The sequence below is a fragment of the Enterococcus sp. S53 genome, assembly GCF_016516865.1.
GTDB classification, from domain to species: domain Bacteria; phylum Bacillota; class Bacilli; order Lactobacillales; family Enterococcaceae; genus Enterococcus_D; species Enterococcus_D innesii.
In genome coordinates, this window is the sequence record NZ_JACVUH010000004.1 from 24,180 (window position 1) to 49,563 (window position 25,384).

Here is a 25,384-nt window from a genome sequence, read left to right on the forward strand (position 1 = left end):
ATGTCCTCCTTCTATTTACTGCATGATTTCTGCAACCGCACTACGTTCTACTTCGATCACCGTTCCCGATTTCACCCTTAGATCCACTGTCTCTTTCCCAAGTGCTTGAATCTCCCCAATAATGCCGCCGTACAATTTGATTTTCTGTCCCTTTTTCAAGGACTGCTGCAATTCAGCGAAATAGCCTTTTTGCTTTTTCAGATGTTTCCCATTCAAGAAAGAAGAGACCGCCAAAAAGAGGGAGAGAAAAACAAGCACCACGATTGAGGCTGCTAAGATCATTTCCCACATGTTTAAATTCCTTCTTCCTCATTGATTTCCTCATGGCCTTTGATCTTTCCGTGAAAAATACCGCTCTTGCCAATCTCTGCCAGTCCTTGACAAAAACCCTCTGGATCAGTTGCCGTATATCTAGTCAACGAACCTTCCACTAGCATCAGTAGATTGATGCCGCCGATGACCTCGACTTGCGGGTCCTCATTGGTAGCGGTCATCGCAACATTAAAAGGGGTCCCGCCCACAAGGTCTGCACAAATCACGACCCCATCACAGGTTTCCTTTAATTGATCGATTGCTCCTTGCAATTCTTTTTCAAAGTCAGCTAACGGATTTTCCTCTAAAAACGGCACTGCTAGAAATTGTTCTTGGGGTCCTGCAATCATCGCAAGCGCATTTTCCATCCCTTGCGCAAATCCTCCATGACCTATTAAAACCAAACCAAGCATCTTATGTCCTCCCCTTACTCTCAACTGGTAGTAACCACATATCCAATATAAACGCTTTCATTTTGTCTGTCAATAAAATTTTTGTTTTTATATAAAAATGTCTTTGTTATCTTTAAATACGCAAAAGAGCGCCAAAACAATGATTATCAAACAAAAAACTAACTGCAAAAAGTATTGAAATCCATCAACAGAATGTGTACAACGTTATTTTAAACAAATAAACACATTCGTTTTCGATTTCTGGTATCTAAAGAACCACAAGTCACTCACTATTCACCGATACAACAATCAACGTTGTTAAATAAAGGAACTATCAATAAATTTGCTTCCTTACTAAAAAAACCAGCTAGGTATAATCCCTAACTGGTTTTGATAATCACCAGACTCATTTTCCATTATGCGTTTTATTAAATTGTATTACCATTTTTTAGGAATAATTCATGTTATTAACTTAAACAGGTTAGAGATAACAAGCTACCTTATAATCCAGAAGCTTTAATAATATAAAAACCACCCATACTAACAGAACTAATGTAAAGCATATCTTGATGGAGCTGATCTACTCTCTGTTCAATGTTTTCACGTGAAACAAAAAAAACCTAACCAACCAGCAGGATCACTGATTGATTAGGAAATAGACTGCTTTATTGTTCGGTCAACCACGTGCGCGAGTGTTCAACTTCTTCATACGTTAACTGATGACTCGGGGTCCAAACGGTTGAAAGGACTGCGCCCCGCGAGGTAAAGATCTCTTGGACGTAAGCACTGTCAGCTAGGGAAACGATCGGGTCGTTTCTGCCAAAACTCAGAAACACATGAGTGTCAGGCAAGGAATTCGTCGGTACATTCTCGACTGGATACATGGCGTGGTAGAGGATCGCTTTTTTGAAGTGGTCACTATCATTTAGTAATAAGCGAATGGCAATGTTGGCGCCATTGGAATAACCCACCAGTACCACTTGCGCTAACGAAAAGTTGTATTCTTTGGCGGCTTGCCGAATGAACTCGGCTAATTCGTCGCCGCGAAGTGCTAAGTCGGCTTCATCATACACCCCTTCAGCTAGGCGTTTGAAGTAACGGGGCATGCCGTTTTCTAAGACATTGCCGCGAATACCTAATAGTGACGCTTGGGGATCAAGGGCTTTGCCTACTTCTAGCAGCGACTGTTCGTCGCCACCGGTGCCGTGGAGCAGTACCAAAACTGGTGCGTCAGCTGCTCCTTGTTGGTAGATTGCTTTCATCGAAGTTCCTCCTTTAACTTGGTCGTTTGATATCGAAAATCTCCCCAATCGTTGCGTAAGAATTTCCCGCTAGCCGGCTGACTGCTTGTAAGGCACGGGGATCGATCTTGCCATCTTGATAGACATCCTCTGCAATCTGGTAGCCGACGACTTCCAACAATAAGAGATCGGCAGTGGTCTGCTGGTCTTTTTTGATGGGTACGTGTTGATGCAGAGTCGTTTCTAAGCGTACATTGGCTTCTTTCAAGCCAGGAACGGCAATTGTTTTCGATGTCGTTGTCGTAAATCCAGAAACCGTCAACTCGCTTTGGTCTGCGGGCAATAATGCCGCGGTTTTATTGGCCTCTTGGACATTTGTTTGATCCAAAATATGCACGACGGCTTCTTTCGTCGCCAACAGATTGCGGGCGGTGTCTTTCAGTTCCCCTTCTTTGCGCTGGATAGCCAACGAGAGGATCACGGGTTCTGAGCTGACGATGTTAAAAAAACTGAATGGGGCGATGTTGGCGATACCGTCGGCTGATTGCGTACTGACCACTGCCACTGGCCGTGGGATGATGGAGCCGATCAGTAGTTTATAATTTTCTCGTTGGGTCAAATCCTTGGGATCTAAATAGTGCATACAGCGTCTCCTTTTTTCTAAACCGATAAATCTGGCAAGCGATCCTCGATCTCTGCACGACGACTTTCAAATTGGGCTGGCAACATCAACTGCTGTCCTAACGTTTCCAACTGTTCATCAACTAAAAAGCCCGGGGTTTCTGTTGCGATCTCAAAGACGATATTGCCCCGCTCTTGGAAATAGACGGCTTTGAAATAGTTACGGTCCTTGATTTCAGTGACGCCGTATCTTTGATCGTACAAGTATTCTTGCCACTCTTTTTGCACTGCTTCCGTTGGCACGGACCACGCGATGTGATGGACGGTGCCGACACCCCAGCGCCCTGCTGGCATTGCTTCATGGGGCACGACGATCTCATGAGCGAGGGTGCCTGCGGTATGAAGATGGGTACTTTTCTCTGTTTTGTTAAAAATGTTCAGACCTAGATCATCTGCCAGCGTTTGAATGGTCGCTTCTGGTTGTGCCGAAAGCAAGACGGCCCCATGAAAGCCTACAATCGCTGGTGTTTCCGCCGATTCTTCGGCTTCGACTAACGCCAAAGACAGGTCATGCTGATCATGAAGTTCTAAAGTTGGCCGGTCAAACAATGTACTTTCTTGGACAGTTACTTGATGTTTCGCCAAATGTTCTTGCCAATAGGCACTGCTGCCTTTAGGAATACGAAAGGCGATCGTGCCGACTTGTCCGCTTCCTACTCGTCCAGGATGGGCATTTGCCCAAGGGAAGAAAGTGATGATGGTCCCATTTTCTAACGCTTGATTGCTGTAATAAAGATGATACGTGTAGGGATCATCAAAATTGACGGTTTGTTTGACGAGGCGCAACCCCAACACGTCACGGTAAAAGGCAACGTTCGTTTGGGGATCGCCTACGATGGCTGAAATATGGTGGATCTGTTGAATGGGTTGCATACTATGTGCCTCCTTAGGCGCGTTTTGTATTGAAGGGTTTGATGACTCCTTCGATGTATTCACGGCGATTTTCTAAAAATGGTGCCAATGATAAGGATTCACCCAATGTTTCGTATGGCTCATCCCCCATGAACCCTGGTTCATCTGTTGCTAGTTCAAAAAGAATATGGCCGATGCGCACATACAACGACTCAAAATAGTAGCGATCGACATAGCCGGAGTTGGCCAATCCCAAGTTATCAAAGACTTCTTGCCAGACTGCTAATGAGTCATGGTGGGCTAAGCGAAAAGCGACATGATGCACTTCGCCGTCCCCTTGTTGTGCTTGTGGGCTCGTGGTATCTTCCACTAAAACGATTTGGGCGCCATTGCCGCCTTCACCGACTTCTAGCAAATAGCGATTGTCTACTTGATCAATGGTTTTGAAATCAAAGACGGATTCCAGTAGTCCTTTGAAATCTGCCAAATAAGAAACAGACATTTCAACAGGACCTAAGCCGTAAATCGCAAATTCAGTAGGAACCGGTCCTTTTTTCCAAGGGATACCAGCTTTCACGCCAGTATTGTGTTCATCAGAGATCAGTTGATAGGCTTGCGTATCAAAATCCCAAAAGCGCAACACTTTTTTCCCAAATTCGGTGGTGATTGCCTCGTGTTTTACCTCAAATTCATCAAAGCGTGCGGCATAATAATCAAGGGCTGCGTCACTGGGCACTCGGAAACTGGTACGGGTGATCGAGTTGGTTCCTTTGCTACCACGAGCGGTATTGGGAAAATCAAAGAACGTCATGGTCGTTCCCGGTGTCCCTAAATCATCCGCAAAGTAGGTATGGTACGTATAAATGTCATCTTGATTGACGGTTTTTTTCACTAAACGCATCCCTAACACATCCGTAAAGAAATGGTAATTCCGTTCCACATCACTTGTCATGGCCGTCACATGGTGTACCCCTAATAATTGATCTTGTTTTCTCATTTTCTTTTCCTCATTTCTGATCGTAAGTTATTTTTCGTAAAATTGTTTTTAATTGTTGCAATTCTTCACTGCTGAGTTCGGAAAAACTCGCCGCAATCTTTTGTGCATGACTGGGAAAATTTTTCTCCATCAATGCCCTGCCTGCTTCCGTAATACTGACGTAAGTTACTCGTTGATCTTCTTGGCTAGGTTCCCGTTGCACGCAGCCTTTTTTGACTAATTGATCGACTACATAGGTTGTCGAGCTGCTGGCGATCAAGATTTTTTCCTTGATGGCTTGCGTCGTATGGGTGCCTTTATGGTAAAGCAATTCCAGTACGGAAAACTCCGTGATGTTTAAGCCATAACAACGGACATCTTTTTTTGCCACTTGTTCCAAACGACTCGCCGTGCGCAGCAAACCGATGTACGCTTTGAGCGCTTCTTCTTGATGCACCATTTTCCTCACCTCTTTATTTCGAATTCGAGATAATCATAACTTACTTTTTGTAAGTTGTAAAAGGATATGCTTTGGTTATCCCCCCTATGAACAAGAAATTCATTCTGCAACCTTGCAAACTGCTTGACTGCTCAAAAAAAAACGGCCACTCCTTGATTAGGAGTAGACCGTCGTTTTATAGGGAATATAGATGATGTATCATATAGTTAATGGCGATTTTGATTTTTTAGTTTATTTGCTTATCAACAGAAAGATTACTCTCTTTTAAAAATCTGCGTACTTCTTCCAAAAATTGTTTGCTGCTACCTCTACCTAACTGAGTGTTCATTGCCGCATAGGTGACTCGTTCAAAATCTTTTTCTTCAGGGAGGTATTTTATCGCTCCGTTTACCATCGATGCAATAAAGACTGTTTGAACATTTACAAGCTCACGCAGCTTCTCTCCAAACAAGCTATTCACCTCGGGTTGAATACCTAGTAAAACTATCGAACCCAATGATACGCCAGCTATTGTCAGCTCTTGTTGTCTTCCTGTTTTAGAAAAATCGAAGTGCTTTGTCGGTTTAAGTTCTTTTGTGGGAATCGGCATTACTTTTTCTTCCAAGAAAACTTTTTTTTCGTAAATAGAAATTGCCTTTATAGGAAGAAATATTGGATTGGGTTTTACTAATGAGCTGCAAATTTCTTCATAGAGTCTATCCCCTTGTGTTTCAACTAATTTAAAACCCGCTTCATGCAGATCGTTTCGCTTCAGACATTCTTCAGAAACAATATCCTCACAAGATTTTTCTAGGGGCCGCTGATCTCCAGCAGCACCCAAAATAAAAATTGCTGTCTGAGTCACTGTTTCCTCTAATTTTCGACAAGTATAACCGATAAGATCTGAACTGACAGCCTTACCTCCTTGCTCCAAATAGGAATCCGCCATTACGGAAGGAGGCAAATCACCATTGAAAAGAACACAAAGAAGATGATCGGTTTTTATCTCATAAATTTTCAATATTCGTATGTCATGATTCGAATATTCTAGATCGTTTCTACCTAACCACCAGCCAAAAGGAGTTTCGATATTGCGGGAACAGTTCAGGCTCGTCGTAACAGAATCCGTACTAATTGCAAGCTTTGTAACTCTTTCTAATGCTCTAGAAACACTCAATTGTACAGCTTCTTTTACTTTTTTGATAAAGATAGGATATGACTTATCAAGATGAGGTACCGAAAAAGTGTGCGTGACTGTAATCCATATATTCTCTATTGGAATATTAAATTCTTCATAAACGCTTGCTTTCAAGTCATAAACCATCGATTCAGTCAACGAGGTAAGATCAAGTGAAAGAAGCAAAAATTCTGTTTTTGCTTGTAAAAAAAGAGCTCGGATATAAAGTGGATCATGTTGGCAAACAAACTCTTTGATTGGAAAATCTTGTGTTCGTAGTTTAATTTGTGCCTTCCCAACTCCGCCATGCAAAGACTCATTCATTGCCTTGCTCCTCTAATAGTTGACTGTTAAGTAACAACGCACTTTGGATCATCTTTATAATAATTTTTTCTGGCTCACCTAACGGTACTGGATTACCAATTGTTTCAAATGACAGACCATACTCTTCTTTGGGTAAAAAATAGTAATGAAACCCATTGGTATATCCAGCCACGATCCCTAAGCAGCCGTGAGTAGCACTTGCTTTTTTTAGCTGAATGCCAAAAGCCGAACCTAACTCACCAGGAAAACTATATATTTGGAGCTCTCCTAAATGATAGACACCGAATTCAAGTTGCTGGTAAAAATGATCCACCTGTAAAATCTCTTGGCATTTATTGATTAACCCAGGATTTTTGAGCGGCGAATCACTGTCTAAAAAGTGTTGTACTTCTTGATGAGTATCTACCATATCATTATAAATCGTATGACTAAGAGTCTGATAAGCAATTCGATCAATGGATAAAGGATGAACTTGCCTGATCTGACTGATCCGATCAGCCAAAGCTTCTGCAACTCGTTCTAATTCTGTAAAATCATCCCCTTGTCGTTGATGCCGATTGCTGGAATCCGCGGCTGCTCCAATTAGCATCAATGGATAAATTCCCCACTCTTTTTCCAAGCGACTACAAATATTTCCTGCTAATTCACTAGTTAATAAATTATTTTTAGCACTTAATACAGTCGAATGAACCGCTATGTTTACGATAACACCGGCGGCTTTTCCCTCCGAATTATTAAATGTAATAACTGTCACTTCGTTATCTGCTAGCGCTCCTGGATGATTACGATTTCCATAAAAACCCACAATAATATCACTGCCATATGCCGCTGTTGCTGGTTGCAGAGACTCAAAACATTGCTGACATACTAGAAGCAACTGATTCATAACAAACTCATAATAATCAGGTTCAAAAATACCTGAGTGCCAGTGCTTATGGTAACTCATAATTGATGAATGATTATGAGTAGCACTCATCATAATCAGATCACGATCAATGCCGTATGCTTTTGAAAGTCGTGATTTTGCCTCCGCCACCATCTCGTCCTCAAGCTCCAAAAAATCAAGAGAGACTAGAAAAATCTTCTTATCGTCTGCTTCAATCAATAATCCATTACAAAAAATGTCATCATGAATCCCTTCTGCTGGAGAATTACGGAAAGGAGTCTTATAACCAATTAAATAAAACTCCTTATTATACGGGCTTAAACAGACACGCCCACGTCCAACTTTCATAGACTTCCCTCTCTTCAACTATAATTTTGACAAACGAATGTCTGTCTTTTACCCTATTTAAGCAGACGCAGTAACTTCTTTTGCCTCTAATTCTTTTTCTTTTTGAAGCAATTGATTGTCATAAACTTTAGCAAATGGATACAAAATCGCAATATTAATGAGAACTAGTACAATTTGAAGGATACCAATCTGCCAATTTCCTTGTAGAATCCCCCACAGACCACGAGGAACTTGTTGAGGTACTTGGACGCCAGTTAAAGCAGGAACAATTCCAACAACCATCGTAAAATATTGAATGCAGGCATTGAACAAGGGAATAATTACTGCAACTGGCAAAAACAATGTCACATTTAAAACAGTTGGTATCCCATAATTCACTGGCTCAGCAATGTTGAAAATAGCCGCTGGTAAAGCAATTTTTGAGACAGCCTTCAATTGCTTAGATTTGGCAAATAGTAAGAACGTCAAGGTTACTGCCAGTGCAGGCCCACCAATCGCAGTCATAAAGGCACTACCTACAAATGTCGTCACTTGTTCCCCGGCAGCAATCTGCTCTAATCGTTGAGCGTCTAATCCTAACCAAATCGGTAGCATAATAGCGCCAACAACGTTAAATCCATGAATCCCAAACCACCAAAGGATTTGAATCAGTACATAAGCAATCAAAAATGCACCAAATGAGCCACCCAATCCCAATAAAGGTCTTTGTAATGCCGTATAAATCAAACTATGGACATCTCCAAAAGAAGTACGGCTAAATACAAAAGCAACGATCAACATAATGAATGAAATCAAGATGGCAGGAATAAGGCTAGAGAAGCTTTTTTCAACAAACGGCGGCACCCCATCAGGCATACGTATAATCCAATTTTTCCGAACAATAAATCGATAAAGTCGAGTGACAGAAATAGCCACTAATATTGCTACAAACAAGCCTCGACTGCCTAAGTTAGTAAAATCATAAGATAAAGCACCTTCTGTTTCAGTCAATGGCGTCAAAATGAAGAAAGAAACCATCGAAAGAACGCCCACCGAAACGCCATCTAGTTTTTCGCTTTGTGCATAACTGTATGCAATAAAGAATGTCGTATAAATTGAAATAATAGCAAAAGTGATATTATAAGGAATCATCAACGTACTTTGAATGTTTATTTCTTGCAGAAACGCTTTATAGGATTCAATCGGAAAGTTCGCCAATAGAAAAAACAGAGATCCTAAAATTGTCAGCGGTGTGACCCGAGCTAGTCCTGCAGCTACGGCACTCAAATCTTTTTGACTAGATATTTTTCCAGATAATGGTTGTAAATATTTTTCTAGTAGTTCCGTAAACTTTTTCATGTTATTTTCCTCCAGTTAGATTTAGTTTGTACAAGCTGTTTGCAGTTTCAAATAGCAACTCTTTTTTCTCTTTTTCTGTGATCTCCAACCCACCAATAAAAGAAACACCTTCTGTAAACCAGCTGCTCTTGACGGGGTAAGAAGAACCATAAATAATTTTGTCCGCACCAATTTCTTTGACAGCAGCCTCAAGCTGTATTTTCCCCCAAGGTTGAGCATGAGACATTTCTAAAAAGATGTGTCTGCGGAAACGATTCTTAAACTGAGTCGCTCGATCATCAAAACGGCCATTGCCACTATCTTGAGGAAACAATGCATTTAAATAATTGCTGATCTGCCCCCCCATCATTGAATGAATAAATGTTAATTCAGGCAATTCCTCGAACATCCCGCTGAATATTTCTCTACCAATTGCAGTCAGCTGATCAATATTGCGGCCTAGCGTTCGTCTTAAATTGTCATATTGATAGATTGACTGGTAGTCCACTGGAACCGGAGTATGGTGGACATAAACTGGAATTTTCATCTCATTTATTTTTTTAAAAAAAGGCCTGAACTGTTGATCGTCTAAATAATAGTTCCCATAATGTGCAGATAGCTGAATACCGGTTAGTCCTAGCTCTACAATTGCTCGTTCCAACTCAAAAATTGTTTCCTCATCGGCATAGGGAGGAACCACTGCCAATCCTCTTAGTTTTCCACGACTTTGTTTGATATGGTCCGCCATTTCATCATTAATTAATTTACATAATTCTAACGGAAGCCACTCTTGGCATCCAGGTAATTTTAGCAGTCCGACATCAATTCCATGGTGACTCATATCAGATAATTGCTGCTCTAGTTTATAATCAGTATCGGTGTAGTTTAAGCTTGGATAGCCCATCGGTCGTTCAACGATCATACTCGTTCTTTCAGCTTGTTCTTCTACGTGAATGCTCGTTCCGAATTTTTGGGGTATAGAGCGAAGAAATTCATTTCGGATCTTTTTATCTGAAAAAATTTTTTGCGGAAGCCAGTACATATTTGCATCAATAATCATTTCTTTACCTGCTTTCTCATTTTATGTAACCGCTTATCTACTTGTTATTATGAAGTTTTTGCTATTGACAAGCAATTCCATTTAGGCTACTTTTATGACGAAACGGAATAAATAAAAGGAGTCCCTCATTGATGGATACCCAAATAATTCGTGATTTTATCACATTAACTAAATACAAAAACTATAGTCTTGCCGCAGAAGAATGCTACATATCTCAATCTACTTTATCCAAACGAATAAAACGCTTGGAACACCAGCTAGGTGTACCACTTTTTGAACGTACAACCAAAAGTGTTGAATTAAGTGAATACGGAGAAGTTTTTAAACCATACGCAGAAAAAATGCTTTCCCTAGAAAATGAGTGCCTCCAAGAACTTCATTCGATGTTACCAAAAAACCAAAATACTTTAATCATTGGTGCCATTCCGTCTTTAGCAAAATATCATCTAACAGATTTAATTACTAAGTTCATATTGCAGTCAAAAGTTGACGTGCATGTTATCACCGACCCCTCTGAAAAACTTGAGCTTTCGCTAAAAGAAGGTCGCTGTGATGCAGCATTTATTCGCGATGTGTATGATCCTACTCAAATCTTTAGTAAACAACAGATTACAACAGATCAATTGATGGCGGTCGTACCGAATAGTCATAGATATGCTAATAAAGCACAGATAACCATTAAGGAGCTTCAAAACGAACGCTTTGTCTTACTTCCGGAAGGGTCACGACCATATAATACTGTCATTGACCTATGTGCAGAAAATAACTTCTCTCCTAAAATCGTTTTTACAGATTCAAAGATATCAAACATTATTGATTTTGTTTCAAACGGCTTGGGAATTTCTTTATTGATGAATAAAAATATTACCGAAGGCTATAAAGAAACCGTCACTGTTATTCCACTTTCTCCTGCCATCTCTCAGTCAGTCGATCTTTGTATGGTAAAAAGCCAAGAGAAAAGCCTAGCACAACAAAAACTGCTTTCTTTTGTAAAAAAATCGGATTTTACTAATAGATCGTAAGCACTCGCAATGTTAGGACTTAATAAAACATAGTATATCGGTGTCCTCATGCAGCGTTGATAAAGCAAATTCACCTTATCTAGTACTATTAAAAAAGCCAGAAAAAAAGCAGAACTCATGAAAGGTTCCATAAGTTCCGCTAAATATATATTTCAATGAAAAGGACTCGATCCATTCCATGTACCGATCAATGAAGCGCTGATTCCGACGCATACTTGTCCTTTTTAGATCATTGTGGTCGGCTGCACCTGCTTTTCCAAAGCCAGCAGCCACTTTTTGCGTTCGATCCCGCCACCATAGCCGCCGATACTGCCATCGCTATTGATAACGCGGTGGCATGGAACGATCAACGCCAATTGATTTTTTCCGTTGGCATTGGCAACAGCTCGGGTAGCTTTTTCATTGCCGATTCGCTGTGCCAATTGTTTGTAAGAGTATGTTTCTCCGATCTTCATCGCCAACAGCTGCTGCCAGACGGCTTTCTGAAAATCAGAGCCGATCAATGCGATGGGTACCGTGAAGACAGTTCGATTCCCTGCAAAATATTCCGTCAGTTCTTGTTTGAGTTGCTGAATGATTGCTGTTTGCTGGGGAATGATCACTGCATTCAAGCGGCTTCTCAAAACAGCAATCTCCGTTTCTAGCCCTCTGCGATCCACGAATTCTAACAAGTAAAGCTGCTGCTGGTCGCTGATCGCCAACATCGACCCCAGCTTGGTCTCAAGCCAAGCAGAAGAAAGAATCGTTTTTTCGCGGCTGTTGGAAGGCAACTCCCCCATAATCCGAGAAAACGCATCTCGAAAGCCGTTGCCAGAATCGAAACCGGCTTCTAATTGCGCTTGGATCAGCGGTTCTCCTTCACGAATCTGCTTAAACGCTAATCCTAAGCGGCGTGCACGGGAGTATTCGATAAAGGTCATGCCAAAATATTTTTTGAATTGTCGGCGTGCGGTATTGGGATGGATCGCTAGTGCTTCAAAATCTTTGTCGGTCCACTTTTTCTCTGGGTTACTCTCCACGGCTTCCACCAGGCTTTTCACGTCAGGGGATAAGTGGCTAGGCGAGCTGAGCGGGCGACAGCGTTTGCAGGGACGATACGCCGCCAGCAGCGCTTCTTGTGCCGTCTGAAAAAACTCGCAATTTTTTTTGAGCGGTTTTTTCGCTGGGCAGGTGGGACGGCAAAAGACGCCGGTGGTTTTTACCCCAACGTAAAAAATCCCTTCATATTGGGAATTTTTTTCAATCAGCATGTCGTAATAGTGGTCCCGTTGTCGGCTATCTTCAATCATCTTGCGCATCCCTCCCTCTTTTCTACACTTACAAAAATACTTCGTGCCTGTCCAAACACACGATCAACCAATGCAGCAGTCTGCAATGGCAGTTCGAAAATTTGCCCACATCCTTCTGATGACATACGATCACCCTTTCCTCTGAATGACCTTAGTGTACAAAAAATGGACTTGGCACATCCCATAAAAATTAACACCAATTTTTTAAAAAGGATCGAAGGTAGTTATCCTCCGATCCTTTTGATTTCCCGTTTGCCTATTTTTCAGCGAATCTTAAAGCGACACCTACAGGAACCTAGACCGTCGCCTTTCGCTTGACTTGCAGGGCACTTTTTTTCCGCAAGACTCGCTCCAAACGGGGGCGATTGTAGCGTTGGATCATAATGAACGGGCAGTTGGCCAATAACGCATAGACGATCATCACCCAGCCCGCCCACGTAGGATTCCAGAGGAAAAAGAACGGTGCTGGAACCATCAGCAGCCAATGGGTCAGCTCTGCTCGGCGTGTCTCGATGACGAATTTTTCCAGATAGTGCTTTTGTTGCTGAGCCAAGCGAGATTTGTCAAAGCCTTTTTTGGCAATCACAGTGCCGTCGGGCAATTTGTCTTTCCACTGACGAATACGAAATACCTCCGACCAGATTCTGCCGCCTTTTTCAAAGGCAAAAGAACGGAACCAGTTGGCATGACGTTCAAAAAAGGCATCACTGACTTTGCGCAAGCCAAAGGAGATGCCTAGATGAAACAGCAGCCAAGCCAAGCTGTCTGTAATGAGCAAGAGCAGTGGAGATAAGGTGATCAGCGGCATGTGCATCGCCTCCTATAAATTGATTTTGCGTCCTTTCCAGGTCACGGATTTCAACAAATGGGTTTGGATCCATGACCAACCAAATAAGCCTAGGAAAAAAAGAAAGTAACATGGGAAAAAAAGCAGCAGGATTCGGTTGAAGTTGCCGACACGGCGGGCAAAGCACACGGTTTGTCCAAAATAACCAGCATAAAAAAGCAGGCCTAACCAAAGCGGTTTCATCAGAAACGGTGCCGCCAGTACCCCAATGCCGCCGCTGATCCACAAGATGACACCCGCCATAATCAAAGGGTGAGTGAATTGCGAAGCAGTGGCAAAGTCCTTCGTCCAGCCTTGAACAAGTTGACGAACACCAGCTGGATACATCCGAAAGGCCAACAGGTCTTTTCCACCATACAAGGCGATCGGCAAGCGCTTTTTCTTAAAACGTCTCGCTAGTGCTAGGTCATCTAAGATTCCTTCTGGCATGTCCTGATGCCCATTGGCTTGAAGGTACGCTGTTTTGCTGCACAAGATACACGGACCAAAGGCGCCGCCGGCTGAGAGTTTTTCGCCTACAATAGAAAAACGGTTCAACCCGACAGGTAAGACGACATTAAAGGCGGCAGATAGTTGTTCATACAAGCGCTTCGTTTGATGATAGGGCTGCACCGAGAGCAGTCCTTGTCCCAATCGCTCCTCAAACGCAACGAAAAGACGCTCTAAGCCATCTTCTGCTAGAAAGAAGGTATCGGCATCCAAAAATAATAGATACTTGCCCACCGCTTGTGAGGCGCCTAACCAGCAAGCCGCCGCTTTCCCAGCAGAATCAGCAGCGGTTTGCAAGACAGTCGCACCGAAGCGCTTGGCACAGGCGATCGTCTCATCTTCCGATCCGTCATCAACCACCAAAATCTCCACAGGATGGAGGGTTTGCTGCTGCAAGGATGCCAACAATTGCGGCAAGTTTTCTGCTTCATTGCGGGCGGGGATGATGATCGACAATTCTGCCCTCTCCTTCAAGTCTTTGGATGCGGCTGTCTCCTTGCGGGTGGGTATGGTCGGCAGGCGGAAAAAAATCAGCCAGCCTGCCAGCCAAGCAGCGCAAATACCAGCGAGCAGCAGATACACAGTCATCATCCTTTCTTGTCTTAGTGTTCTCTTTTGGTGATCATCTCACTGACTTGCTGGCCACTGAGGGTCACCATCGGCATGCCGGCACCGGGATTGACCGTACCGCCAACGAAGTATAGATTGTCGTAGCGTTCGCTGTGTTTCGGGTGTTTAAAGCCATGATTTTTCTTGCGATTAGAGACCGTGCCGTAGATGGCACCGCGATGTGACAAATAATTCTTTTGGATGTCTTCGGGTGTCCAGCGGTCTTCATACACGATGTGCTTACGTAGATCCGTTAAGCCCATGTTTTCCAGCTTGATCAAGATCCGTTCACGAAAAGCATCGTATTCCGCTTCCGTAAAGGGTTTATCCTGCAAATAAGGGATATGAGGCAAGATTTTGATGTTCTCATGCCCTGCCACTGTTTGCGAAGGATCGGTTTTGTTGGCATTGACCAAGTAGATCGTTGGGTCTTCCGGCAGCTGATGCTGATGGAAATTTTGATCAAAGTTTTCTTTTGAGGCATTGGAAAAGAAAAAGTTGTGGTGCGCCAGTTGCGGATAGGAGGTTTTGACCCCTAAGTGCAAGACAAAACCAGAACTTGCTGGTTCAAATTTTTCTTCCAGTTTTTGAGTAAAGGTCGGCGCTTCTTCTAACAGCTCTTCATAGGCCGGGATCACTTCCATGTTGGAAACAAAATAGTCGGCTTCGATCAGCGTACCATCATCCAAACGAGCGGCACGGATCTGTTCTTGTTCAACGATCAATTTTTCCACTTTGTGTCCCGTGTGGAAGGTCACACCGATCTCTTTTGCTAAGCGAACGATGCCCTCGGCTAAACGATGCATCCCGCCTGGCACGTACCAGACACCTTGGGCATGCTGCATATAGATCATCATGTTCAAGACGGCTGGGGCGTCATAAGGAGACGAGCCGACATACTTGATAAAATAGCTCAGCATGTCTTGCAGCTGCGGATTGCTGACACGTTTTTGAATAGCATCATGCATCGAAGAGAAATAATCAAAACCTTTCAACGCTTTGATCACGCCATGATACTTCAAGATTTCTTTCGTGGTATCTAAGCCTTTCTCGAAATAGCCTTTTTCCGTGATTGCATAAATCTTTTGCGCATAGTCCAAAAAGTCTTGGTACTCGGCCATGTCTTTTTCCGACAAGTGCGGGTTTTCCTTTGCCATGCGGGCAAGATCGCCATAGAGATCGATCTTGGTGCCGTCAGGAAAGAAGGAGCGCCATTCCAATGGCAATCGGCGAATCGCAACATAATCCGCCATATCGCGATTGCTGCCAGTAAATAATTTTTCGAAAATCTGCGGCATCGTCAAAATCGAAGGACCTAAGTCAAAGCCGAAGCCGTTTGTTTCCAGTCGGTTCAACTTGCCGCCTAAATGGTGATTTTTTTCATATAATGATACATCAAAGCCATTTTGGGCTAATGAGACCGCCGCTGATAGACCACCAAGTCCGCCGCCGATCACTACAACTGTTTTTTTCTCTTTCATTGAATTGCTCCTCGTTTGCTTTAATGAACGTCCCTATTTAGCCAAACCTTCTCGTCAAAACAGACGGTTGTGTCTCACTGCAACTGCGTGTCTTGACACTGTTTTGGTATTGGCGACTTAAATCAAAGGATCGTTTTTCTAGATAATTCTATAGTATCACACCTTTGAAAAAATGACGGGGATGAGCCTAGCGCCCATGGGATGACAGGAAAGCCTTCAAGCGTTCGCCAACTTCACACGAAACACATATTGGCCACATATTCGGCTAACCTTCTTCCTGTATACTTTCGCATATCAAAGGAGGAATTTTATGAACTTTTTTACTCGTATCATCAAAAGTATCATCAGTCTCAAAAAACGGACCGCAATCATTGGCGGGTTGTTTCTGGTCGTCTCAACGTTTTTGATCACGGCGAGGCTGACCCAATACGAACTGCAAAAAGTATTGGAAAATGTCCAAAAAGACTTGAATTCAATAGTAACCATCGAGCTGGATTATGAGAAGATCCTTCAGTCCATGTATTCCGGCGATCTGCAATCTGGTACCGATGTGTTGAATGAAGAATTGCTGGAGAAAATTGAAAAATCCAGTTATGTCGAAGATTTTTCCGTCAGCGCTGCGACCCAGCTATTCACCCAGTATGCTGACCGGACACCAAAACATGAAGACAAGGTGCCGGGAGGTATAATCGAACCTTCCAATGAAATCGAAATTTATGACAGCAACGATCCTGAATTAGCAAAATACAATCTGCAGATCATTGAGGGCGATCTTACTACCAATAACAAAGAGACTTATCCAATCATGGTCTCGAAAAAGTATGCGGAAAAACACAAACTAAGCATTGGTGACCCTTTAACGTTGGATTTCAATTCGGGTTTCGATGAAGAACAAGAAGCTTTGAAAAAAAGCGGAGTTATCACTGGTATTTATGAGTTAGCTGCCAATAGTCCTCGCCCCCACAAAGATAATGAAGAGCGGTTATTTTTTTCGACACGAAGGGTTCTCAAAGAAGTCAAAGAACTGCAATTTGGTGAAAACACTCCTTTGATGGCGGGTTATGACAAAATCAAAGTCAGCTTGAAAGATCCGATGGATACTCAAAAGTTCTTGAATGAATTAGATGCTGAAAACAGTAAATACCAGCAGGTCGCATTCAAAAGCTCCTACGAGCAATACAAAACGATCCAATCAATGATTACAGATTTTTCTTCGATCTTGAATTTCATTCAGCTTTTCTTGATCCTTTTTGCCTTGATCGTCATCGGGTTGATTATGATGCTCTCGTTACGAGAGCGTAAATACGAAGTCGGCTTGTTACTGTCATTGGGAGAAACAAAAATCAACATCCTTTTGCAGATGTTCTTAGAAGTCGCAATCGTTTTGGTCGTCAGCTTCGGTATCAGTTTCGCCTTATCCACCACAGTGATCGCACCTCAAGCAAGTGCAGTCGTCAATGAACAAATGCAAGCTTCTATGGGGGAACTTAGTGACAATAGCAGCTTGAGCATGCCGCGAGGAGACAATTATGTGGAAGATGAAAGCACCAAACTCAACACCGAGGTCTCTATCCAGCAAACTGATTTCAAAGAGTCGCTCATTTTTTCTTCAGTCATCTTTTCATTATTGTCAGTCATCACTTGTGTCACAACGATCCTGCCAACTATGAAGATCATTAAGAGAAGTCCCAAAGAGATCTTGTCCAATAACGAATAAGCAAAATGTTAAAAAAAGTTAAAAATACCTATTTTTTTAAAGAAACCTTCACAGATTTGATGAATACTAAAGGAGAAGATCAAATGCTCAAAATTACAGATATCAGTTACTCATACAAAGATGAGACTATTTTGCAAAATGTCAGTCAAGTGTTTGACGCTGGCAAGATCCACACGATTATTGGTCAATCTGGTGTCGGAAAAAGCACTTTTTTGTCTTTGATTTCCGGTCTTGAATTTTTGCAAAGCGGTTCAATCGAGTTCAATGGCCAGTCAATGACGAATTTAGTCTCCTACCGCCGGCAAATCAGTTACATTTTCCAGTCCCTCAACTTGATCCCTTATTTGTCACCGTTGGAAAACATCACGATCGCCACAAATATCCACAAAGTTAAAAACCCTCAGTCTCCCAGCAGCTATTTAAACAAAGTAGGGATTTGTGGCGATATACAGCACAAAAAATGTCACCAGTTGTCTGGGGGACAACAGCAGCGGGTGGCAATCGCCCGAGCTCTCGCCTTAGATTCTGATCTGATCATCGCCGACGAGCCGACTGGCAGCTTGGATCTGGCAAACAGTGAAAATGTCATGACGATCTTTAAAGACTTGCGGGATGCAGGCAAGTGTATCATCATCGTCAGCCATGACTTAACTTTTAAAGAAATCTCAGACTATGTATATACGATCAAAAACGGACGATTGACCCTTCTTTAGTAATAGAAAGGAGTAATCCATGGCCACAGAAATTCTTCTTATTGAAGATACCGATGAAATCAGAAGAGGCATCCAGTTGAGTTTACAAAAAGAAGGCTATCAAGTCACAGCCTTTGATGAAGCGGAGGCTGCTTTGAACGCCCTAGAGACAAAAACTTTCGCTTTGATTTTACTCGATTTGATGTTACCTAAAATGAGCGGAGAAACGTTTTTAAATGAGTTAGGCGAAAACAACCCGATCCCGGTGATCGTGATCAGCGCATTGAACGATGAATTCACTCAGATCAACCTTTACAGCAAGCGGATCGATGATTATGTAATCAAACCTTTTTCTACCAACATCCTCGCTTTAAAAATCGATGCGATTTTGCGCAGAGTCGGTCACAAAGAAAATGCGGCGGTCACGTATAACGACTTGACATTGGAGATCAATAACTATCAAGTTCACAGGCAAGGCCAGCCGATCGAATTGACTTCAAAAGAATTTGAGCTCTTGCAAATGATGCTCTTAAGTCAAGGAAAAGTCTTTTCCCGTGAAGAATTTTTAGACACAATTTGGGGCTATGACTCCTTTGTCGACTCTAGGGCGATCGATGTTCACATTAAAAACCTCCGTAGCAAATTAGGCAAAGACATCATCCAAACTGTTAAAGGGATCGGGTACCGAATTGAAAAAGAAACGAATTAAATGGAAAACGACTCGCATCATCTGCTTCTTTACATTGACAATGTCATTCGTGACTTTTGTGAGCGTGATAGGTTTTTTCTTACTAAATATCGGTCCTCGGATCGAAATGAAACAACAAGCGGTCTTTGACACTGTAGTCCGGGAAATTTTTGATATTGTCAATGACGATGAACTTTCTTTCCAACGTTTGGACAGTTATCGAATCGATGGCTATACCATAATCATTTTTGATGCCCAGCAAAATACCATCTATCCCATCCAGCAACCCATCACCGCGAAAAATGGTGAGATGATCCATCTCACCAATGGGTATCAATCGACGTTTGACACTAATGGCTACAAAGTTTACGTTAGTTACCCTGTCCAAATCAGTGCCGTCGATGTAAAAGAGATCATTTGGCTAGCAACGCCTTTTGTTTTGCTGCTAGTTAGCCTATTGACCTTGGCTGGAAGCGGCTTGTATACCTACTTATATCGAAACGAAAAGAGCAAACTGGCGTCTGTCTTCCACATGATGGAAAAAAATATTCCGTATGAGGAGATTCATGACGTAAATACCATGATCAAATTGCATGATTATCTAGTGATCGAAACTCAAGTAACTGCCCTATATCAACAACTCCAATGTGCCCAGCGGGCCGCCTTGGAACAAGTTCAGCAGATCAAACAGCTGGAGTTAGAGAAAAAAACATTGCTAGAAGGATTCACCCATGAGATGAAAACACCGATCATGGCAAGCCAACTGCTATTAGCGAATGTCAGAGATGACTCTTTATCTGAAGAACAGCAAGAGTCCCTTCTAGCCACAGAAAATGAATTGAAAAAGCTGCAGCAGTTGATCAAAGAAATCCTGTTCGTTTTTCACAACCAACAGGCCCATGACGACCAACCACTTTCTGTGCGGGAAATGATCGATCACTTGATCGAAGAATATGAAGTTTTATGGAGTGATAAAGGTTTGCGGATCGAAATTGATCAACAACAAGAGCTGACGTTTTTCTACCACCCGAAATTGGCAAAGAAAATTTTCTCAAACCTTTTGAGCAATGCGATTTTTCATTCCCCACCCAACAGCGTCGTCACGATCATTCTTACTAACAAACAATTAACGATCAAAAACCCTATCAAAAAAACTGGGCCGCTGAAACACTCAGATTTGGCCAAACCCTTCTTCTCTTATGGAGAAGAAGCTGGTACAGGTTTAGGTCTGTATATCGTCAAAACAATGCTAAAACACTCGCACTATGGTTTTACATTTGATTGTCAAAAAGATTTCACCGTATCCATATATAAAAAACAGGACTAAGCCGCTGTACATGTCCTCTTTTATTTTTTATAACAAGAGATATTGTATATTCTCGACTTTATTGACTGATTCATCAACGAAAAAAAGTTCTTCGTATGGATGCGAAAAAACGCGTTTGAGACTCCATGAGAAATCAAGTACATTGGATGTAACGAAAGTCCTCGTTGATACTGCGACTGCAAAACGCTCCTGTAAATACGAGTGCCTCCTGTCAGATACCCAGTTGCCGCAAATGCTTTCGATGATCGAATCAAATAGGTTTCACTACAAGTCAACTATAATGAAGGAGTATCGATATGAACTTAAAAACGATTCAATCAGCTGAAGAATATTTAAACTTTTTCGATGAAGAATTTATTCATTCTAGCTGTTCTAGCGAAGACCCTAAGATCTTTAACTTTTATTTATCCTTGCGCCAACGTTTTCTAAACATCTACAACGACTCCGATAATAGTTTTTTCCAAAAGATGTCGTTGTTGCTGGACATTGATGCTCAGTTGCAGATCTTAAAAGAGCTGTACAACTTAAAAAAAAGTGCTTTAAACGAATACACGCAAGAAGAGATCATTCAGCTGACTGTCAAAGACAAAACCTGTTTTTATCGGGAATTGACCGGAATTCAACTGAATCAAAAAGCTCCTTGGAGCTTGATTTATTTAAGCGAAGCACAGTAAATAGCTAAACTGGTTCTCCCTAACTCATTTGTTTTAAAAGGCTTGTACTCACTATCATTGACACTTCCCCATCCCCAAAATCGATGTTTTTTGTGTAAAAACAAGCCTTTAAAACCAAAGCCCAATTCCTTGACTGCTAGATAGTTTGAAGGAACTGGGCTTTGCTTATGCTATTCGTATATAATTGGAATAGACCTTTTCTAGCGACTCTTCATAATTGCAGATGAAGAGAAATTAGAAGAGGTCTTTTAGCGCGAACTGTCGCGTGACATCCGGGTTGATTCTTTCCAATAGCCGATTCCAATCAGAGGAAGAAGGAATCGTTTTGAAGACAATGCATTCGATGGTATCGCGAAAAGCGGACGCATGCTCTGCATAGTTCGTTACTATCAGGTCGATCTGATTTTGCTTCAAATAGTGGGGGGTGACTTCGCCAGAATCCGGATAAAATACTCGGTGAGAGCAGCTGAAATACCGATTGGACCACCCTTCAATGTACTGAACGATATGGTGATTGCCCTCGAAAATAAAGGCAATGTTTTTTCGGGGAAACCAATAGCGCTCACGAACAGACTCGATATAAATAACTAAATTCGCGCAAAAATCCGGCAAATATTGAGGAGAATACAACTCTTGATAAAAAGGATTGTTCTCTAAGAATCGTTGATAAAAAGCAAATTCTTTCGGAAATGTTTTACGAATAAAAGTATTGACGTCCCAAATATTGCGATTCGCTGAAGTCGATAAGCATTCCCTCAATTTAGCAGTAGTAAAAAAAGATTCAATCAAAATCAAATCATTTTTTTGGTTTGGACTGGTGACATTCAAGAGTTGATAAAAACTGTTGGTCAATTCGCGAATTTTTGGCCAGTGATTATACGAGAGACAGAATTTTTGCTCTACGATGACATTTTGCAATTTCCTTTTAGTGATAATACTCACAAACAAAAAGACCAACTCATCGTGAGGAAACTGAAACTCAAAATACTTGTCTATCACTTCATTGATCCGTTGAAAGTGCATCAGTTGGATACTATGTCTCAAAGCATGGTATAACTCTTCTTTTACCTGAATCCTTTGCCCTTGTAAAAATCGCTCGATCGAAATATGCAGCAGATAACTGTATTGAGAAAATGAGGCGGTATGATAGCTATTTTTTTCAAACATCCCACTGATTTCAGTGACTGCCTGTTGAACCGCTACCGTCGGAAAAACCGTGTGAGGGGTAATGTCTGTCTCGTAGAAAAAGGTACAGAAGAAATTCCGAATATCTGCTTCCTCGCCTACGATATTCACAGGATCCAGTGTTAAGGTCAAATCAAAATGAGTAAGCTGTTGATGGATACGCCGCAAATATTTCGATAAGGTGCTTTTAGATAGAAAAAGACAGTCGGTCCACTCATCAATAGATTTCAACTCACCCATAAAAATATTTTCCAGCATAAGAAACAAGGGCTCATTCGCTAGCAGGGATGCTTTTTTCTTTTCATAACTTGGGTAGTTGTTCAATTCAAATAAATACCCTTGATTCGTCGAAGAGATTTGCAATAAGCCAGCAAAGTACTCATTGATTCCGCCAATATCTTTTCCAATCGTTCTTGTAGTACTTTCTGTGACTTCTGCCAAGCTACTCGCACTGCAGATCTCACTTTTTTCAAAGGCATTGAGAATTTGGAACCATCTAGCCGTTGATTTATTTGTGACAAAACTTAACTGGAAATTCTTCAAAAATAAGCTCCTTACTGAAAAACATCGTTTTTACTGATTTGCGCAAGAAGGCGCCTAGGAGATGTCATTATACAGGGTTTTCTTTCAGCTAAAAAATTTGTTTTTTCATAGACGGGTGAAAAAAGTTGCTTTCCCCCATTCTGTTGTACAACAATAATTGTAACTATTGATTAAAATAGTGCAAGGAATTTGCGTTTATTTAAGAAAAATAGTAAATTTCAGGATGGTTCTTTGATTTGACAGTCAAAACTCTTTCAGTTGATACATATCTGACAACGAAGGAGGCATCTTTTGGCTATCATGGAAATTGCATGAAAGCTCCGTTTTAGCGTCAGATTGCTTCCAAGAGTCGCTTTGCGTTATTCTTGCTAAAAGGCCATCGATGACCGACACAAACCAAAGGATTGTACACCTTTTTTATAAATAGCTATTTTATATGATGGGAGACTACTATGAAAACATTTCAATTAAAATTCATGAAAAATCGTTCTCTTGTTCGTTGGTTACAATTATTAGATGAATTTGAAAAAAATCCCACTTGTACTCTTAACGACTTGGCTAAAATAACCAAAAGTAGTACGCGGACGGTTATCTCAGATATCGCCAGTATTCGGAACTATTTTAGTGACTCAATCGAAATCCATGCGGCTAAAGTCGGGTATTTCTTCGAAGAGCTTGATCACGAATCTTATCGCAGAAAAAAACAAGCCATGGTCAAGGATGAACCAATTTTTTTGATTTTCGAAAGTATCTTTTTTAATGAGGTCCAATCATTGATGGATTGGAGCCTTTCACTCAACCTTTCTGAGCAGTCATTGCTTAGTTATTTTAAAAAAATCGAAATTTACTTACATCCTTTTAACCTTCGTCTTAAGACTAATCCAGTGACATTTGCAGGATCTGAAATTGATATCCGTAAATTTTTTTGTCTTTTTTACTATGAGTCTGACATCAACATCAACACGATATTTCCTTCAATCAATGTACAAGAAGCGATCAAGGAGATCACTACTCTTCTGCAAGCAAAACAAATGCAGTCTTCTTCCTTCTCCTATTTTGCCTATGTTCTTTACATCAGCATCGAGCGCAGCAAACGAGGTCTTTTGGCAAAACCATCTTCTGAGCTCTATGAACTGATCAAGAAAAATAATTTGTTATCACAATATCAAGAGTTGCAAAAAATCATGCAACGACATTTTAATTATGAACTTCCTAAGGCGGAAGCTGTTTATATTTTCACTTGTATTATTTGCCGTCGTAAAATCAATAGTCCTTCTTGCGAAGAATTTTGTCGAACATATAACTATTGGCCTGAAATTAAACAGATCGTCAGCGATTTTTATGCAGAAAACCAAGGCAACAGTCTCGATGAACGAAAAGACTTCCTTTGGCTTGAGTCTTTTTTCATCGTAGTAAAGTTACGAGAGTTGCTCTCTTTGACTATGAACATAAACATTGATGATTTAAATCAATTTGTCAAAGAGAAGTTCGCAAAAGAGTATCAAAAAAATTATGATTTCCTCTTTACACACACCTTAGTGAAAAAGCTCTATTCTCAAAAATACTTAGATGACTTTTGTGCCAGTCTCACTATGTACATGGAATCCATCAAGGAAGCAAACTGGGGATCCCCACGGACGATTGCCGTGATTTTTGAAGGCAATGAATATGTCTGCGAGTATGCTGAAAATATTATTCGTCGCTACCTAGGTGCCTATCATACGATGTACTATCCTGATTCGAATGAACTGTCACACGAATATTTGAAGGAAAAAAATATTGAGCTTTTGATTACTAATTACTCTGAATATGCTACAGAGTATTTATTGGACGTCGAAAGCATCTTGCTAAAACCGATCCCCGATGCCTCCGACTGGAATCGATTATTGAATAAAATCAACACACGAATATTACGCTTAGTCGTATTAGATAACAATTGATTTGCGATTTCTGAATCAAAGGGGATCTCAAGGGAACACGGGTAGCTTGTCATGCTACAAAAAACCGTCCATAACAAAAAGCAAGCTAGAATGCGATTCTAGCTTGCTTTTTATCGTTTGTCTATTAAGAAATCTTCCTTTACTTATTCCGCTGATTCAATATCTTTGGCGATTTTTGCAACATCGATCTCCCGCTGCAAGTAATCTTGATTATCAATAGGAAAATGCTGACGAAATTCAGCTAGTTCCATCAATTCGACTTCGCCTGCCGCCACTTCAAAGTCCAAGACATGACCAGCAAATGTGCGGTCATCACTAATAAAATGCAGGTGGAAACCGGCGGCCGCAGCACCGTGGAACAACAACGGGGTAAAGAACCCGACGATCGTACCACTGATATCTTCTGCTTGAAATTCCGGCTGATGCTGGATGATCTCAATGAATTTTGGATACGGTTTTTCTTGCTTTGGGGCAACGCGGACGTGCATCTTGGCAAATACCCCATGGATTTTGACAGCGGAAAACAAATTCGGACTGACTTCTGTCAGGACGTGATTTTTCACTTCTTCATCGGTCATCTCTTGGCTGACCTGTAGGTGCTTCGTCGCAGAAAAATCAACGACTGCCGCATAAGGGGTTCCTTCATTTCCTTGGAGCACTTGCACCTTGCCCGATTCGTCTACATGGTAGATTTCACCATCTAAAATAATTACTTCCCCATTGGAACCAGCCAACGTACCGATCCCAAAATTACCATATTCAAGCATTTTGCCGATTTGCTCCGTGCCATCCATTAAATCCTGCATCAACCCACCTAGGGTACCATGCTGATATAAATAACTTTTGTTTTTCACTTTCATCTTGCTGCTCCTTTGG

General features: G+C 41.5%; 24 protein-coding genes. 7 read left to right on the forward strand and 17 right to left on the reverse strand.

Annotation, left to right across the window (positions count from 1 at the left end; translation table 11 throughout):
- Positions 1-15: 15 nt before the first annotated feature.
- From yajC to IAE45_RS07100, 11 genes are all read right to left on the reverse strand, one after another.
- Positions 16-291, reverse strand: coding sequence for a preprotein translocase subunit YajC (gene yajC / locus IAE45_RS07050; protein WP_200125606.1), 276 nt, complete (start codon positions 289-291; stop codon positions 16-18).
- Positions 292-293: 2 nt separating this feature from the next.
- The gene (locus tag IAE45_RS07055) at positions 294-725 is read right to left on the reverse strand and encodes a PTS sugar transporter subunit IIA (protein ID WP_200125608.1); all 432 of its coding nucleotides are present in this window, start codon (positions 723-725) and stop codon (positions 294-296) included.
- Positions 726-1,369: 644 nt separating this feature from the next.
- A complete protein-coding gene (locus tag IAE45_RS07060; RefSeq protein WP_140965180.1) occupies positions 1,370-1,966 on the reverse strand; it encodes an alpha/beta hydrolase in 597 nt (198 codons plus the stop codon).
- Between the two features lie 13 nt (positions 1,967-1,979).
- Positions 1,980-2,588, reverse strand: coding sequence for a flavin reductase family protein (locus IAE45_RS07065; protein ID WP_200125610.1), 609 nt, complete (start codon positions 2,586-2,588; stop codon positions 1,980-1,982).
- 17 nt (positions 2,589-2,605) lie between these two features.
- Positions 2,606-3,499 carry a VOC family protein gene (locus IAE45_RS07070; RefSeq protein ID WP_200125612.1) on the reverse strand — a complete coding sequence of 298 codons (894 nt, stop codon included), beginning with the start codon at positions 3,497-3,499 and terminating at the stop codon, positions 2,606-2,608.
- A gap of 13 nt (positions 3,500-3,512) precedes the next feature.
- Complete coding sequence (locus IAE45_RS07075; protein WP_074536639.1) at positions 3,513-4,475, reverse strand: ring-cleaving dioxygenase; 963 nt, start codon at positions 4,473-4,475, stop codon at positions 3,513-3,515.
- A 10-nt stretch (positions 4,476-4,485) separates the two neighbouring features.
- Entirely contained in the window at positions 4,486-4,914 is a 429-nt protein-coding gene (locus IAE45_RS07080; RefSeq protein ID WP_200125614.1) for a MarR family winged helix-turn-helix transcriptional regulator, read from the reverse strand.
- Between the two features lie 226 nt (positions 4,915-5,140).
- Complete coding sequence (locus IAE45_RS07085) at positions 5,141-6,394, reverse strand: hypothetical protein (protein WP_200125616.1); 1,254 nt, start codon at positions 6,392-6,394, stop codon at positions 5,141-5,143.
- The gene (locus IAE45_RS07090) at positions 6,387-7,628 is read right to left on the reverse strand and encodes a neutral/alkaline non-lysosomal ceramidase N-terminal domain-containing protein (protein ID WP_140965185.1); all 1,242 of its coding nucleotides are present in this window, start codon (positions 7,626-7,628) and stop codon (positions 6,387-6,389) included. The genes IAE45_RS07085 and IAE45_RS07090 overlap by 8 nt, the downstream gene beginning before the upstream one ends.
- A 57-nt stretch (positions 7,629-7,685) precedes the next feature.
- Entirely contained in the window at positions 7,686-8,966 is a 1,281-nt protein-coding gene (locus IAE45_RS07095) for a PTS sugar transporter subunit IIC (protein ID WP_123833531.1), read from the reverse strand.
- A 1-nt stretch (position 8,967) separates the two neighbouring features.
- Positions 8,968-10,005 carry an amidohydrolase family protein gene (locus IAE45_RS07100; RefSeq protein ID WP_194193588.1) on the reverse strand — a complete coding sequence of 346 codons (1,038 nt, stop codon included), beginning with the start codon at positions 10,003-10,005 and terminating at the stop codon, positions 8,968-8,970.
- A gap of 131 nt (positions 10,006-10,136) precedes the next feature.
- On the opposite strand from IAE45_RS07100, the gene IAE45_RS07105 reads away from it, so the two are divergent.
- Positions 10,137-11,027 carry a LysR family transcriptional regulator gene (locus tag IAE45_RS07105; RefSeq protein ID WP_200125617.1) on the forward strand — a complete coding sequence of 297 codons (891 nt, stop codon included), beginning with the start codon at positions 10,137-10,139 and terminating at the stop codon, positions 11,025-11,027.
- A 224-nt stretch (positions 11,028-11,251) separates the two neighbouring features.
- On the opposite strand, the gene IAE45_RS07110 is transcribed toward IAE45_RS07105, so the two are convergent.
- From IAE45_RS07110 to IAE45_RS07125, 4 genes are all read right to left on the reverse strand, one after another.
- On the reverse strand, positions 11,252-12,316 hold the full coding sequence (locus IAE45_RS07110; protein ID WP_005226733.1) for a bifunctional transcriptional activator/DNA repair enzyme AdaA: 1,065 nt from the start codon (positions 12,314-12,316) through the stop codon (positions 11,252-11,254).
- Between the two features lie 295 nt (positions 12,317-12,611).
- Positions 12,612-13,124 carry a glycosyl-4,4'-diaponeurosporenoate acyltransferase gene (locus IAE45_RS07115; protein ID WP_233618979.1) on the reverse strand — a complete coding sequence of 171 codons (513 nt, stop codon included), beginning with the start codon at positions 13,122-13,124 and terminating at the stop codon, positions 12,612-12,614.
- 12 nt (positions 13,125-13,136) lie between these two features.
- Positions 13,137-14,243, reverse strand: a complete 1,107-nt coding sequence (locus IAE45_RS07120; RefSeq protein ID WP_200125621.1) for a glycosyltransferase — start codon at positions 14,241-14,243, stop codon at positions 13,137-13,139.
- A gap of 11 nt (positions 14,244-14,254) precedes the next feature.
- Positions 14,255-15,742 carry a phytoene desaturase family protein gene (locus IAE45_RS07125; protein WP_081117704.1) on the reverse strand — a complete coding sequence of 496 codons (1,488 nt, stop codon included), beginning with the start codon at positions 15,740-15,742 and terminating at the stop codon, positions 14,255-14,257.
- A gap of 310 nt (positions 15,743-16,052) precedes the next feature.
- Between IAE45_RS07125 and IAE45_RS07130 the strand changes: the two genes are divergently transcribed.
- The 5 genes from IAE45_RS07130 (at position 16,053) to IAE45_RS07150 (ending at position 20,840) form a co-directional block, all read left to right on the forward strand.
- Positions 16,053-17,459: an ABC transporter permease gene (locus IAE45_RS07130; RefSeq protein ID WP_200125623.1), complete on the forward strand. Its 1,407-nt coding sequence runs from the start codon at positions 16,053-16,055 to the stop codon at positions 17,457-17,459.
- Between the two features lie 83 nt (positions 17,460-17,542).
- Entirely contained in the window at positions 17,543-18,172 is a 630-nt protein-coding gene (locus IAE45_RS07135) for an ABC transporter ATP-binding protein (RefSeq protein WP_185932300.1), read from the forward strand.
- Between the two features lie 19 nt (positions 18,173-18,191).
- Positions 18,192-18,860, forward strand: coding sequence for a response regulator transcription factor (locus tag IAE45_RS07140; RefSeq protein WP_081117700.1), 669 nt, complete (start codon positions 18,192-18,194; stop codon positions 18,858-18,860).
- Positions 18,841-20,166, forward strand: coding sequence for a sensor histidine kinase (locus IAE45_RS07145; protein ID WP_200125625.1), 1,326 nt, complete (start codon positions 18,841-18,843; stop codon positions 20,164-20,166). Before IAE45_RS07140 ends, IAE45_RS07145 begins: the two co-directional genes overlap by 20 nt.
- Positions 20,167-20,462: 296 nt before the next feature.
- Positions 20,463-20,840: a DUF7006 family protein gene (locus IAE45_RS07150; protein WP_081117698.1), complete on the forward strand. Its 378-nt coding sequence runs from the start codon at positions 20,463-20,465 to the stop codon at positions 20,838-20,840.
- Between the two features lie 234 nt (positions 20,841-21,074).
- Here the strand turns inward: IAE45_RS07150 and IAE45_RS07155 are convergent, their stop codons facing one another.
- Complete coding sequence (locus IAE45_RS07155) at positions 21,075-22,568, reverse strand: helix-turn-helix domain-containing protein (protein ID WP_142962308.1); 1,494 nt, start codon at positions 22,566-22,568, stop codon at positions 21,075-21,077.
- A gap of 452 nt (positions 22,569-23,020) precedes the next feature.
- Here IAE45_RS07155 and IAE45_RS07160 point away from each other — a divergent pair, with 452 nt between their 5' ends.
- Positions 23,021-24,508: a helix-turn-helix domain-containing protein gene (locus IAE45_RS07160; RefSeq protein WP_195265536.1), complete on the forward strand. Its 1,488-nt coding sequence runs from the start codon at positions 23,021-23,023 to the stop codon at positions 24,506-24,508.
- Between the two features lie 143 nt (positions 24,509-24,651).
- Here the strand turns inward: IAE45_RS07160 and budA are convergent, their stop codons facing one another.
- On the reverse strand, positions 24,652-25,368 hold the full coding sequence (gene budA, locus IAE45_RS07165) for an acetolactate decarboxylase (RefSeq protein ID WP_200125627.1): 717 nt from the start codon (positions 25,366-25,368) through the stop codon (positions 24,652-24,654).
- Between the last annotated feature and the right edge of the window lie 16 nt (positions 25,369-25,384).